The organism is Trinickia fusca (genome assembly GCF_003628145.1).
Taxonomy (GTDB): Bacteria; Pseudomonadota; Gammaproteobacteria; order Burkholderiales; family Burkholderiaceae; genus Trinickia; species Trinickia fusca.
In genome coordinates this window covers 405,121-418,568 of sequence record NZ_RBZV01000004.1, presented here as the reverse complement: position 1 = coordinate 418,568, position 13,448 = coordinate 405,121, and the positions used below count along the sequence as shown (strand labels likewise).

The following is a 13,448-nucleotide window of genomic DNA, read 5'->3' as shown; positions in this document are numbered from 1 at the left end:
GCTCGACTTGCTCGGACTTACATGGCGGCCGTCATCGAGCCGCCGAGCTTCGTGCAGGTGCCGGCGGGCACGAGCTTGAATTCGCCCTTGTCCATGTCCTTCGTCCCTTGGCCTGCGCATGAGTGGTTGTTGCCCTTGCAGTCGTTCTGGCCGGCCTTGGCGACGCCATAGCACTTCTCCTGACTGGCCGCGAGCACGGGCGTGGCGAGCGTGGCACCGAGAACGGCGGTGAAGGCTGCGGCGGCGATCCATTGCTTGTTCATGTGACTCTCCTGTTCGATTGAAAGTAAGAAGCCGATGGTTGGGCTTCGAAGGCTTGAGTCGGCGTACGCTGGCCGATATGACAGGTCGGTCGAAATTTTTTTTCGCCCGGCTTGCGCTGCCGATGCCGGCGCACGCGTGACCCTTGCCCGCTGTAATACGCGGGCGCCACCGTGAGTGGATGCATTGGATGTGAAGTTCGTCGCCGTCACACAAACGTCATGGATGTGACTATTCGTAAGAGCAGTCCGTCAGTGGCAAGTTATCCACAGTTTCTGTGGAAAAAGTTGTGGAAAGCCGTGCCGAAACCCACGGCCCACCTGCATGGAGCTGGGCTGCGTGGAAAACGGGCCGGACGCTCGCCAAAAACGGGCCAGCGGCCGGCGAGCGAGCCGCCTATCATGAAAAGCGGCAAAACCTTATGCGTTACCGCGTCGTGGTTTGCAACGTCACAACGAAAGGAGCGAAGGGAATGGCTTACAACATCGAAGTCGTCGTGGGCAGTCTGCGCCGCGATTCGTTCAACAAGCACCTCGGGCATGCGCTGACGAAGCTCGCGAGTGCCGAGTTCAAGTTTTCGTTTCTCGACATCGGCACGCTGCCGCTATACAGCCAGGACTATGACGGCGATTTTCCCGACGTCGCACGCAACCTGAAGCGTCAGATCGAAGCCGCCGACGGCTTGCTGTTCGTGACGCCCGAGTACAACCGCTCGATGCCGGGCGTGCTCAAGAATGCGATCGATTGGGGCTCGCGTCCGTGGGGCACGAACTCATGGAGGGAGAAGCCTGCCGCCGTCTGCGGCATCTCGCTGGGCGCCACGGGGACGGCGCTCGCGCAGCAGCATTTGCGCAATGTGCTCGCTTATCTCGACGTGCCGACGCTCGGCCAGCCCGAGATCTTCCTCAAGTACGCCGAAGGCTTTTTCGATGCGAACGGCGACATCGCCAACGACGACACGCGCAAGTTTCTGCAGACGTTTGTCGAGCGTTTCGAGGTCTGGGTCAAACGACACGTGCAGAAGGGCTCATAGAGGCGCATAGCGCCTGCTACGGCCGTCCGTCGATGCCTCGCCACCTCTCGACATCGGCGGACGGCCATACGCTTCATCGATCACGGTTTGTGCGTCTTGCCACCTTCGCTGCCGCCATCGACGTTGCCATTGCCGTGAAATTCCTCGTCCTGCAGATATTCGTCGGGCACTTTCGACGGTGGGGCGGCGGGCGCATCGGCTTGTCCGGCGGCAGTGGGACGCACAGGAGGCGCGGGTTCGCTATCGCCGTAACCCGCCGTGAACACCGCCCCCATCCCTGGCGCCGAGCCCGCGGCTACGGCCGTGGCGGCCGCCTCGCTTTCCGGGTGTTCCGCGCTCGGTTCGGCAACCGGCGCGTTGGACATGCGCGTGTACGTGCGCACCGCCGAACGCACCGATTCGCGTTTCGCTGCGCCGCGCCGCAATCCGAGCTCCTCGAGTGGCGAGTGCTCGCGCATCGTGTCGTCACTGGGCGTATGCCACGTGGCCGCGCGCGCCTCGATGTCGATGGGGCCGGTCCGCTCGAGCGTGGCGCGTGCGAGTTCGCACTGCGCGTCGGTTGCCGCCTCGACGCTCAACATCACTGCGCCACGCCGCACGGCCTCCGCGTATTGAGCGGTTTCGTGTTGCGGGGGCGCGTTGGCGAACAGCGATTCGAAAAAGCGCTCGATGCTCGCGATGAGCCCTTCTTCGCGACGCGGACCCGTATCCTCAGCCGCTGTCGCATCGCTGGCAAAGGTGGGCTCGCAGCGCATTTGCAACGTGATGTCTTCACGCGCGAGGCCTGCGTCGAGCAGCGCGTCGCGGGCTGCTTCGGCCAGGGCGTAAGTGTCGAAGAATGCGATGACAGTGTGTTGCATGGCTTTCTCCTCGATTCCGTTACTGTGACGCGCGGCAAAAAACGGACCGCAGGCGGTTCACGTCGCCTTGCCGGCCGTTGGCGTGCGCTGTTCGCGTTCGCGTCGAATCGTTTGCAGCATCGACTCGAGCAGGGCGATATCGAAAGGTTTTGACAGCACGCGGACATTGGCATTCCGCGCCCGATCGAGCTCCTGCGCATAGCCGGTGATGAGAATGACGGGCAGCGGCACCGCGAGCGCCTGAGCAGCTTCAGCAAGATCGATGCCGTTCATGGCGCCAGGCATGTGAATGTCGGAAATAACGACGTCGAACGGCGCCTCCGACAAGCTCTGGGCGCCGCCGATCATGTGCACGGCGGCATCGGCGTTGAACGAGCATGTCACGTCATGGCCCATCATGCGCAACAGCGCCTCGGTACCAGCGGCGACTTCGTCGTTGTCCTCGACGAGCAGGACGCGCAGGCCGCCGGTGACGGCGCTCGGGTAGGCATCCTGCGGCTTGGCGGCTGGGGCCGCCGCAGGCGTCCCATGCGAGCGTGGCAGGTAGAGGCGCACCGATGTGCCCGCGCCGAGCAGGCTGTCGATCGTCGCCAGCCCCCCTGAACGCTCGCAGAATGCGAATACCTGCGGCAACCCGAGCCCCGTGCCCATCCCCTTCGGCTTGGTCGTGAACAGCGGTTCGAATGCGTGAGCGAGCACGTCATGCGGCATGCCCGAACCCGTGTCTTCGAGCGAGATCTGTACGAATTCGCCGGTCAATGCGAAGCCGCTTTCGCGCTCGAGCTTCATGTTGCTCGAGCGGACCGTGAAATGTCCGCCGTTCGGCATGGCGTCGCGTGCATTGACGGCGACGTTGATCAGCGCGAGTTCGAGTTCGGCACCGTCGACTTCGATGGGCCAGATGTCGTGTCCGATGTCGACGACCAGGCTCACTTTCGCGCCGAGCGAGGCCTTGAGCAACTCGCGGCTGGCCGACAGCCAGCGCGCGAGGTCGATCGTCTCGCTACGCAACGGCTGTTTGCGCGCGACGCCGAGCAACTGCCGCGTGAGCGACTGCCCGCTCTTGAGCGCGCGCTCGATCGCATTGATCTCGCGATCCAGATTGGCCGCGCCGCGCAAGCGCACGATCTGCGCGTTCGTCGCCACGATGGTCAGAAGATTGTTGAAGTCGTGCGCGACGCTGCCGACGAGATTGCCGAGCGCTTCCATCTTGCGCGCCTGCCGGTAGGCCGATTCGATCGAGCGTCGCATCGACGCCTCGGCTTGCCAGCGGGTCCACGCCTGCTCTTCGGCGGAAAGGCGCCGCAACGACAGCGCGAGTACGAGCCATAGGACGATCGACGGCGTAAAGATCGAGGCCGCGAAGATCGCGGCGCGCTTGTACCAGTCGGCCCAGATCGCCGCTTCGCTATACGCGCACGAAACGTAGACGGGATACGAGCCGACGCGCCGGTAAGCGACGATCTCGCCGTTGCCCTCTTCGTGTGATGGATGCGTCGTAAGCACGCCAAATCGGCTGCCGGTATCGAGGGCCGATGCCAACGCGTGCGGCAGCTCGGGCTGATCGGGCTGCGGCGGATACGACGCGAGCACGGCGCCGTCGGCGCGCAGCAACGCGATCGTCATTGCGCCGCGGCCGGAGCCCAGCACTTCGCGATAGAACGATTCGAAGTACGAACGTTTTAGCGCGACCGATACGAGCCCGGCGAACGAGGCGTCGGCTTTGCGGCGCGCCATGCCGGTGTTGAACACGGCTTCGCCGCTGCCCGCATGCCAGATCATCACTTTGGACACGTGTTCGAGAATGCGGCCGCCGCGGATGCCGACGAAATCGTCGCGACCGGCGATCGATGCATGCGGGGCCGGATAGTAGCGGCTGTTGGCGAGCAGCGTGCCTTCGGGTCCGAAGATGGAGACCGAGGCGACCTGCGGATAGCCGCCGCCGATTTGCACGAGCTTGTCGTGAATGTCGGCTTCGCCCGCGCGGATGCGCTCGTTGTCGAGTCCGCGCACGAGGTCGCTCACACGCGCATCGAGCGTCTCGTTGAGATCGAAGACCTTCAATGCGTGTTCTTCGGCGATGCGCACCGTGCGGACGGTGGCATCGGTGGCCGACGCCACGCGCGCGCGAAAGTCCGAATAGGCCATCGTGGCTGCATAGACGCACGGCAGCACGATGGCGGCGGCGAGCAGCGCGATCAGCGTGACGCGGCGAACGGCGAAATCAGGTTCGGGACCGGCGGGGAGCGCCGCGTCGTCTTGCCACGCGGCGGTTCCGCGATTCGCTTCTGCTTCGTCGAGACGGTGACGCTTCATGGTGGGGGGCGTTCCGATCGAAGGGCTATTGCCGTGCAGCAATCATAAGCGAGTTGATCGCGAGATTGGCGTCGACTGCCACGGAACCACGGGCCCCTTCTGGAGCCGGTATTCAAAACAGCGACGAATTCGGAAGCGCAAACGTACACAAAAGTAAAATTCACTCTCGCATATCAAAAAATGTGTGTCTTCTTTCTTCTTATCCTATGGTGCGGCGAAGTTTCGATGAGTGATCGAAAAATGGAGAGTTGATTTTCCGCCTGATTGATCAGAGAATTTCGCTTCACTTTTACGAGACAAGATGCGCTGGCGAAAAAAGGCGCATCGTGAGGCATCGAAAGCGTTACGTCATTGCGCGCGAGCCGCGCTTCTTGCGCCTGCCCGGCGCACCCGGAACGCGGTGCCGCCTAACGCGCCGCAGCCTGTTGACACGCTCGCTTCTCGCTAAAGAAGGATTCCGAGCTGCCGTTAACTCGATCTGGACCATTCCGATTTTCCGTCACGCTTGCCATGCCTTTGCCGATTGTGATCGCCGATGATTCCCTGCTTGCCCGGAAGGTTCTGACGAAAGCCTTGCCGGCCGATTGGAATGTCGACATCGCATACGCGTCGAACGGGCGCGAGGCGCTCGCGCTCTATCGCGCCGGCAAAGCTTCGGTAATGTTTCTCGACCTGACCATGCCCGACATGACGGGCTACCAGGTGCTCGAGGCGCTTCAGCATGAAGACCTCAATACGTTCGTGATCGTCGTATCGGCCGACGTTCAGCCGCTTGCCCAGGAGCGCGTGCGCTCGCTCGGCGCCGCTGCATTCGTCGCCAAGCCCGTGACCCCCGAGGCGTTGTTGCCCATCCTCAAGGAGTACGGGTTATATGCCTGAGAACGTGTTCAACGAAGAGCAACGCGACGCGTTACAGGAGGTCGCCAACCTGGCGATGGGTCAGGCGGCGACGCGTCTCGCTCGTCTGCTCGATACGTTCATCGAGCTGTCCGTGCCGCGTGTGCGCGTGGTGGCCGTGCAGGAAGCCGCGCAGACCTTGCGCGAAATGACGGGCATCGACGAAAGCGTGACAGCGGTGCGCCAGGGTTTTCGTTCGGACATCAAGGGCGAAGCGATCGTGATCTGCCGCAGCAGCGGCGTGGGCCACCTGTGCGAGCTCGTCAACGATCCCTACATTCATTCGGCGTACGAATCGGTCAGTCAGACCGAGCTCATGTTCGACGTCGCCAATGTGCTCACGGGTGCCTGCGTGTCGTGCATCCTGAACCAGTTCGATCGCATGCCGATTTTTTCCCCGCCGGGACTGCTCGGCGAGAAGATCGCGCTCGATGAGGTATTCCAGGCCGATGTCCTCGCCTGGCGCGTGGCGCTGCTGCTGGAAGTGAATTTCGCGCTCGAGGATCAAAGCTTCCGTGTCCACCTGGTCATGCTGATGGCCGAGGATTCGATTCGTCGTATGCACGATGCGCTCAATGCGTTGCTGTCGAGCCTATGAGCGAGTCGATGGAGCAATCTCTGAGCGATCTCGTGCTCGAGCGCGTCGGCTTCGGCATTTTCGTGCTCGACCGGTCGATGAACGTGCTGATGTGGAACCGCTTCATGCAGGACCACAGCGGGCTGCCGGCCGAGCAGGTCGTCGGCAAATCGATTTTCGACAGCTTCCCCGAATTGCCGCGCGTCTGGCTCGCACGCAAGGTCGAGAGCGTCTTTCAGCTCGGCAGCTTCGCGTTCAGCTCGTGGGAGCAGCGTCCCTATCTGTTCAAGTTCGAGCACGACAGGCCCATCACGGGCGGCGTCGACTTCATGCAGCAGGACTGCACGTTCATGCCGCTCACGCGCGGGCGCGACGTGATCGCCGTGTGCGTGACGATCTCCGACGTGACGAATGTCAGCGTGATGCAACGCGAGCGTGAGGAAGCCGTCATCAAGCTCGAGGAATATGCGCACCGCGATGGCCTCACGGGCATTGCGAACCGGCGCTTTTTCGAGGGGCGTCTGAGCGATGAGTTCTCGCGCTGGCAACGCTATGGCGGCGATCTGTCGGTGCTGCTGTTCGACCTCGATCACTTCAAGGACATCAACGATCGCTACGGTCATGCGGTCGGCGATGCGGTGCTGCGCGTGATGGCGCAGCGCGTGGGCGAGGCGGTGCGCGCACAGGATACGTTCGGCCGATTCGGCGGTGAGGAATTCGCGCTGTTGCTGCCGTGCACGCCATTGGCCGAGGCGATGGTCGTCGCCGAAAAGATTCGCACGACGATCGGCGATACGCCCGTCGAGGCCGAGGGCGTTCGCGTGCCGGTCACGGCCAGCGTGGGTGGTGCTGCGGCGCGGGCCGGTCTGCCAACTTACGAAGTGCTCATCAACGAAGCCGACGCCGCGCTCTACAGTGCCAAGCGGCAAGGGCGAAACCGCTCCGTCGCGCTCGGCTAGCGCACATTCGTTCGGTCTGCAGAACGTTTTTTCCGCGTGCAAGTGCGATACAAGGGACCGATCGCCAACGTGGCGCGCTGTGGCACTCAATAAAACGTTGCTATACTTTTGCCCGTTTCCGGCATCTCTGCCGGCGTGTCGCACTCGTCGATCCGGGCGCGATGCGTCAATGCAGTGCCCGAGCGGCACACCGCCTGGATAGCATCGATTCTCAATCGCCCGCAAGGGTGCCACAGCGGAGTTCGCCTTGGCCGTTTCCAATCCTGTCGCGGACGAACCTGAAGTCGACGCGGCAGCCGTCACGTCGAGCAGTTCGTTCTATCTCGCGATGCGCATCCTGCCGGCTGCGCAACGTGACGCGATGTACCAAATCTATGCGTTTTGCCGTGCCGTCGACGACATCGCCGATAGCGACGCGCCGCGCGAAGAACGCAGCGCCGGGCTCGAGCGCTGGCGCGCAGACATCGACGCTTGCTTTGCAGGCACGCCGCGTCCGTCGCTGGTCGCGCTCACGCGCCATATCCGCACCTTCGATCTGAAGCGCGAAGACTTTCACGCGATGATCGACGGCATGGCGATGGATGCCGCCGCCAATATCTGCGCACCCAACGAAGCGACGCTCGATCTGTACTGCGACCGCGTCGCCAGTGCCGCCGGCCGTTTGTCGGTGAGAGTTTTCGGGATGGCCGAGGAGCCTGGCCGCACGCTGTCGCACCATCTGGGCCGTGCGCTCCAGCTGACGAACATCCTGCGCGATATCGACGAAGATGCGGCGATCGACCGCTGCTATCTGCCGTACGAACTGCTGGCGCGCGAAGGCATCGCGACGACGAGTCCAGCCGAGATCGCCGACGATCCGTCGTTGCCGCGCGTATGCGCGACGCTGGCCGAGCGCGCGCTCGAACACTTCGCGAAGGCGGACGCCGTGATGGACGCATCGCCGCGCAAGGCCGTGCGTGCGCCGCGCATCATGTCGGGCGTTTACCGATGCTTGCTCGAGCGCACGCTCGAGCGCGGGTTCGACGCGCCGCGCACGCCGGTAGCGAAGCCGAAAGCACGGCTGCTGTGGATCGTGGCGCGTTACGCGCTGTTCTGATGCCGCGCTCCACCATTCCATCCAAGACAGACCGATGAACGATTTTTCCGCAGCATCCGCCGCCGTCGCGGCCGCGAGCGCATCGCACGACGCGTCGCAGCGCGCAGGGCTCGATGGCGCGATCGAGCAGGCCACCGACGCTCTGCTTGCCGCGCAGCAGGCCGATGGCCACTGGGTGTACGAGCTCGAAGCCGACGCAACGATTCCGGCCGAATACATTCTGCTCGTGCATTACCTCGGCGAGACGCCGAATGTCGAACTCGAACGCAAGATCGTGCGCTACTTGCGCCGCATTCAGCTCGAGGATGGTGGCTGGCCGCTCTTCACGGACGGCGCGCTCGACGTCAGCGCGAGCGTGAAGGCTTATTTCGCGCTGAAGATGGCCGGCGAGCCCGAAAGCGCGGAGCACATGCAGCGCGCGCGCCGCGCGATCCTCGGGGCCGGCGGTGCCGAGGCCGTCAACGTCTTCACGCGTATTTTGCTGGCGTTGTTCGGCGTGATGTCTTGGCGTGCGGTGCCGATGATGCCCGTCGAAATCACGCTGCTGCCGAAGTGGTTTCCGTTCCACTTGTCGAAGGTGTCGTACTGGGCGCGTACGGTGATCGTGCCGTTGCTGGTGCTCAATGCACGTCGGCCCGTCGCCAGGAACCCGCTTGGCGTGCACATCGACGAGCTGTTTCATGGCAAGCCGTCGGAGGCTGGGATGCTGCCGCGCGCGCCGCACCAGAGCCGCGGCTGGTTCGCGTTCTTCCGCGTGGTCGACAAGGTGCTGCGCGCCACTGACGGCCTCTTCCCGAAGGGCTCGCGTCAGCGTGCGATCGACGCTGCCGTTGCGTTCGTCGACGAGCGTCTGAATGGCGAGGATGGCCTTGGCGCGATTTTCCCGGCGATGGCCAACTCCGTGATGATGTACGACACGCTCGGCTATGCGCCCGATCATCCCAATCGTGCGATCGCGCGCCGCTCCATCGAGAAGCTGCTCGTGATCGGCGAGGATGAAGCCTACTGCCAGCCGTGTCTGTCGCCGGTGTGGGATACGTCGCTGGCCGCGCACGCGCTGCTCGAAACCGAGTTGCCGCGTGCCGAGCAAGCGGCGCTGCGTGGCCTGCAATGGTTGCGGCCGCTGCAGATTCTCGACGTGCGCGGCGATTGGATCTCGCGCCGGGGGGACGTGCGGCCTGGCGGCTGGGCATTCCAGTACGCGAATCCGCATTACCCCGACGTGGACGATACGGCGGTGGTGGCGTTGGCGATGGACCGTGCAGCCACGCTGACGCGTTCGAACGTCGACCGCGAAGCGATCGCGCGTGCGCGCGAATGGGTCGTCGGCATGCAAAGCAGCGACGGCGGCTGGGGCGCATTCGAACCTGAGAACACGCAGTACTACCTCAACAACATTCCGTTTTCCGATCACGGCGCGCTGCTCGATCCGCCGACGGCCGACGTGTCGGGCCGCTGCTTGTCGATGCTGGCGCAGCTCGGCGAGCTGCCTGGCAATAGCGAGCCGGCACGTCGCGCGTACGAGTATCTGCTCGACGAGCAGGAAGACGACGGCAGCTGGTATGGCCGTTGGGGGATGAACTACGTCTACGGGACCTGGACGGCGCTGTGCGCGCTCAATGCGGCCGGCATCGCGCACGACGATGCGCGCGTCAAGCGTGCTGCGCAATGGCTGATCTCGATCCAGAACGAGGACGGTGGCTGGGGCGAAGACGGCACGAGCTACAAGCTCGAATACCGCGGTTACGAGCGTGCTACGAGTACTGCGTCGCAGACGGCGTGGGCACTGCTCGGTCTCATGGCCGTGGGCGAAGTCAATCATCCGGCCGTGGCACGCGGTGTCGAGTACCTGATGCGCACACAGTGCGAGCACGGGCTGTGGGATGAAACGCGTTTCACGGCGACTGGCTTCCCGCGCGTGTTCTATCTCCGCTATCACGGCTATCGCAAGTTCTTCCCGCTGTGGGCGCTTGCACGCTACCGCAACATGACGCGCGCCAAGCGCGTGCGCGTGGCCGTCGGATTGTGACGATGGGCGGCGACGCAGTGGCGTTGCCCGTCATCGCCGTGACGGGTATGGCGTTTGAAGCCCGTATCGCGCGTGGCGCGGGTATGCAGGCCGTTTATGCGGCGCGTGCTGATTTGCTTGAGCGCGCGCTGAACGAAGCGCTGGCGCGCGGCGCGGCCGGTGTCGTCAGCTTCGGTACAGCGGGGGGGCTTGCCCCTGATCTCGAGCCTGGCACAGTCGTCATCGCCGATGCGATCGATGGGCCGTTCGGCCGTGTCCAAACCGATGTCGAATGGAGTGAGCGTATGGCGGCCGAGCTTGCGGCTACGCCGCTGCGCTCGGCGTTACGGCGCGGCACGTTGGCTGCGGTTGGTGCGCCGGTCGTGACCGTTGCTGATAAGGCGGCGCTGCATCGTGTAAGCGGCGCGCTGGCCGTCGATATGGAGTCGCATATCGTAGCCAAGATGGCGGCCGAACGCGGGCTGCCGTTTGCCGTGTGTCGAGCCATCGTCGACCCGGCTTGGCGGACGCTGCCGCCTGCCGCAATGGCAGGCCTGCGCGATGACGGTACGACAGCGGTGATGCCGGTGCTGGTATCGCTCGCGAAAGCGCCGCGGCAGTTGGGTGCTTTGCTGCGCGTCGCGGCTGATGCGCGTGCGGCACGCATTGCGCTTATGCAAGCGCGGCATGCGGTGCCGTTGGTGCGCTGATGCCGGCGTGAATTGCATCGGCGTTTCGTTCAGGAAGACGTCGCAAGTCCGCCAGTCTCCTCCTTCTTTTGCTTCCTTTTCGTCAGGACGCGAGACATAAAGCTCTTCGCTTTGATCGCCTCGGCCCACCGATGGAGTGTGGGCAGATCGGCTCCCGTCGATTTGCGAAGGTACGCGTTCATCTTCAGATTTTCTTGTCTTGTAAGACCAACTGGGACCGCCGTTGCAGCGGTAGATTTCCGAATGGAAAGTGGCGCTTGTCAATTGACTCAACGTCGATTCGCCGATACCGTTGCATCCGCTGCGCAACGGACCACGATTTGAATAAGAACCGGAGAAGAGCATGACCCGTCCAGAACCGAACCCCCTTTTGACGGACTGGCGTGAGGCCGGCCAATTCCCGCCTTTCGCCGTCATACGCCCCCATCACTTTGCTCCAGCCGTCGCCCAACTCGCGAGCGAACGGCTCGCACGCATCGACGCCATCGCATCGAACCCGGAACCTGCAACGTTTGCCAACACGGTTGCGGCGTTTGAGGCAACGAGCGGGCACCTCGAACGAATCGACGCGCTGTTCGAGATCCTGCGGCTCACGGTCGGTACCGACGAGCTTTGGGCGGTCGAGGCGGAGGTCTGTGCATTGTTGGCGCAATACCATGCGAAGGCGTTGAGCCACCGGTCTTACTTCGAGCGCCTCGACTCGCTTTATCAGAGCCGGCATCAGCAGGGGCTTGCGGCAGACGAGTTGCGTCTCCTCGAGCGGATTCACCTGGATTTCGTTCGCAATGGCGTCGCGCTGAGACAGGACGATGCGGACCGCTTCGCTGCGATCAAGGAACGGCTCGCGCAACTGTGCGTGACTTTCAGCCAGAATCTAGTCGCTTCAACCGATGCCTTCAAGCTTGAGCTAACTACCGCAGACGAGCTAAAGGGGCTACCTGATTTTGTGCGCGATGCCGCACGGATTGAAAAATCGAAGGAAACGTCAGCCCGCTACGTCTTCACGCTGAAGTACTCGAGCGTCGTCTCATTCCTGACCTACTCCTCGCGCCGAGACCTTCGAGAGCGCATCTGGCGCGCGTGGAGCGCACGATGCACCGAGCCGGCATTCGACAACCGCCCGGTCATCCGCGAAATCGTTGCGCTTCGCCTCGACCTGGCGAAGTTGCTCGGATACCGGAGCTACGCGGATTACGCGTTGAGCGACCGCATGGCGGGCACGCCGCAGGCCGCGCGAGCTTTGCTCGATAGCCTATGGGCGCCGGCTAAGGCACTTTGCCAAACTGAGCTCGCCGACCTTCGAGCGATTGCCGCTGATCTCGGGGAGTCAACTGATATCGAGCCTTGGGACTGGCGCTATCTCACCGAAAGATTGAAGGCGCGAAAGTTCAACATCGACGCCGCTTTCGTCAGTCGCCATTTCGAACTGGAGTCGGTGATTCGCGCGGTGTTCGACTGCGCGCATCGTCTCTTTGGCTTGTCCTTTCGTGAACGCAACGACGTGGTGCTCTACCACCCGGACGTTCGCCTCTGGGACGTGGAGCAACAAGGCCGCATCATCGGTTACTTCGTTGCTGACTACTATGCGCGCGATCGCAAAAATTCTGGAGCGTGGGAATCTGAGTTCCGCATGCGCTGCGATGGACATGATCCGATGCTACCGATCGTGATCAACAGTGCATCACTCCAAGGCCGTGCTGGAGCGCCAACGCAACTTGGCATCGACGATGTCGATACGCTCTTCCATGAATTTGGCCATGCGCTTCATAGCCTGTTGTCCAACGTGCGTTTCAGCCGGCTCTCCGGCACGCGGGTAGCGCGAGACTTCGTCGAGTTTCCTTCCCATCTGTTCGAGAATTGGGTGCTTGACCCGGAGTTGCTCGCACTTCATGCGAAGCACGCCGATACCGGCGCCCCGATCCCCGATGAATTGATCGCGAGTCTGCGCGCCGCACGCGTCTTCAACGAGGGCTTTGAACTCGTTCGCTATCTGGCATCGGCGCTCATCGATATCGAGCTGCATTCGCTGCCTGATGCCACCGGGCTTGATATCGAAGCATTCCAATCGAAGCAATTCGCCAGCTTCGGCATGGTTCGCGAAGCCGACGTCAACCATCGCCTTTCGCACTTTCGACACATCTTCTCGGGCGATGGCTATGCCGCCGGCTACTACGTCTATCTATGGGCGCAGGTACTCGAGGCTGATGCATTCGAGGCATTTATGGAGATCGACGATCCATTCGATCCGCAGGTCGCAAAGCGATTGCATGACTGCCTCTTGAGCATCGGTAACGCGAGAGACCCGGATCTGGCATTTCGCGATTTCAGGGGGCGTGCCCCCGATCCGATGGCGCTTGCCCGCAAGCGAGGGGTCGCGGAAGCGTAACGTGCCTTTCGAGATCGGCCTCAGCGGATTGGAGGAAGACGACTTTGACGGTCACTGCGCGTCTTCCTTGTCCAGTTCAGCAAACACGTCGTCAGCGGCTCGAAAATGTCCTTGCTCGATTTCGCGGTTTCCGAGGGCCAGGATCTTGAGGAGAGCAAGCGTCTCCTCATTCTCCTCGTAGGAGTGCACTTCCATGGCTACGAGCTTGGCGTCGCCGTTCTGGGTGATCAACATGGGTTCGCGACTCTCCGGAATATCTTGGACGATTTCCGCCGTGTGGCTTTTGAGGTAGCCGATGGGCTTAATCTGGGTGGAGAACTTCATGGTGTCTCTCGCACGCGATGT

Annotated in this window: 12 protein-coding genes; 8 read left to right on the top strand and 4 right to left on the bottom strand. The window is 62.8% G+C overall.

Features of this window, described 5'->3' with window-relative positions:
• Window positions 1–17 precede the first annotated feature (17 nt).
• Window positions 18–263, bottom strand: a complete 246-nt coding sequence (locus tag D7S89_RS13800; protein WP_121278231.1) for a BufA1 family periplasmic bufferin-type metallophore — start codon at window positions 261–263, stop codon at window positions 18–20.
• Window positions 264–733: 470 nt separating this feature from the next.
• On the opposite strand from D7S89_RS13800, the gene D7S89_RS13795 reads away from it, so the two are divergent.
• A complete protein-coding gene (locus D7S89_RS13795; protein WP_121278230.1) occupies window positions 734–1,294 on the top strand; it encodes an NADPH-dependent FMN reductase in 561 nt (186 codons plus the stop codon).
• 80 nt (window positions 1,295–1,374) lie between these two features.
• Here the strand turns inward: D7S89_RS13795 and D7S89_RS13790 are convergent, their stop codons facing one another.
• Window positions 1,375–2,154 (bottom strand): hypothetical protein, encoded by a 780-nt coding sequence (locus D7S89_RS13790; protein ID WP_121278229.1) that lies wholly within the window; start codon window positions 2,152–2,154, stop codon window positions 1,375–1,377.
• A gap of 57 nt (window positions 2,155–2,211) precedes the next feature.
• The gene (locus D7S89_RS13785; RefSeq protein ID WP_121278228.1) at window positions 2,212–4,470 is read right to left on the bottom strand and encodes a hybrid sensor histidine kinase/response regulator; all 2,259 of its coding nucleotides are present in this window, start codon (window positions 4,468–4,470) and stop codon (window positions 2,212–2,214) included.
• A gap of 510 nt (window positions 4,471–4,980) precedes the next feature.
• Between D7S89_RS13785 and D7S89_RS13780 the strand changes: the two genes are divergently transcribed.
• From D7S89_RS13780 to D7S89_RS13750, 7 genes are all read left to right on the top strand, one after another.
• Window positions 4,981–5,349: a response regulator gene (locus tag D7S89_RS13780; RefSeq protein WP_121278227.1), complete on the top strand. Its 369-nt coding sequence runs from the start codon at window positions 4,981–4,983 to the stop codon at window positions 5,347–5,349.
• Complete coding sequence (locus D7S89_RS13775) at window positions 5,342–5,965, top strand: chemotaxis protein CheC (RefSeq protein WP_121278226.1); 624 nt, start codon at window positions 5,342–5,344, stop codon at window positions 5,963–5,965. Before D7S89_RS13780 ends, D7S89_RS13775 begins: the two co-directional genes overlap by 8 nt.
• Window positions 5,962–6,903, top strand: coding sequence for a sensor domain-containing diguanylate cyclase (locus D7S89_RS13770; protein ID WP_121278225.1), 942 nt, complete (start codon window positions 5,962–5,964; stop codon window positions 6,901–6,903). The genes D7S89_RS13775 and D7S89_RS13770 overlap by 4 nt, the downstream gene beginning before the upstream one ends.
• Before the next feature lie 247 nt (window positions 6,904–7,150).
• Window positions 7,151–7,999 (top strand): presqualene diphosphate synthase HpnD, encoded by an 849-nt coding sequence (gene hpnD, locus D7S89_RS13765; protein ID WP_121278224.1) that lies wholly within the window; start codon window positions 7,151–7,153, stop codon window positions 7,997–7,999.
• 34 nt (window positions 8,000–8,033) lie between these two features.
• Complete coding sequence (gene shc, locus D7S89_RS13760) at window positions 8,034–10,028, top strand: squalene--hopene cyclase (protein WP_121278223.1); 1,995 nt, start codon at window positions 8,034–8,036, stop codon at window positions 10,026–10,028.
• A 2-nt stretch (window positions 10,029–10,030) separates the two neighbouring features.
• Window positions 10,031–10,717, top strand: coding sequence for a phosphorylase (locus tag D7S89_RS13755; protein ID WP_121278222.1), 687 nt, complete (start codon window positions 10,031–10,033; stop codon window positions 10,715–10,717).
• Window positions 10,718–11,060: 343 nt separating this feature from the next.
• On the top strand, window positions 11,061–13,103 hold the full coding sequence (locus tag D7S89_RS13750; protein ID WP_121278221.1) for a M3 family metallopeptidase: 2,043 nt from the start codon (window positions 11,061–11,063) through the stop codon (window positions 13,101–13,103).
• Between the two features lie 51 nt (window positions 13,104–13,154).
• On the opposite strand, the gene D7S89_RS13745 is transcribed toward D7S89_RS13750, so the two are convergent.
• Window positions 13,155–13,427 carry a type II toxin-antitoxin system Phd/YefM family antitoxin gene (locus D7S89_RS13745; RefSeq protein WP_121278220.1) on the bottom strand — a complete coding sequence of 91 codons (273 nt, stop codon included), beginning with the start codon at window positions 13,425–13,427 and terminating at the stop codon, window positions 13,155–13,157.
• Window positions 13,428–13,448: the final 21 nt, after the last annotated feature.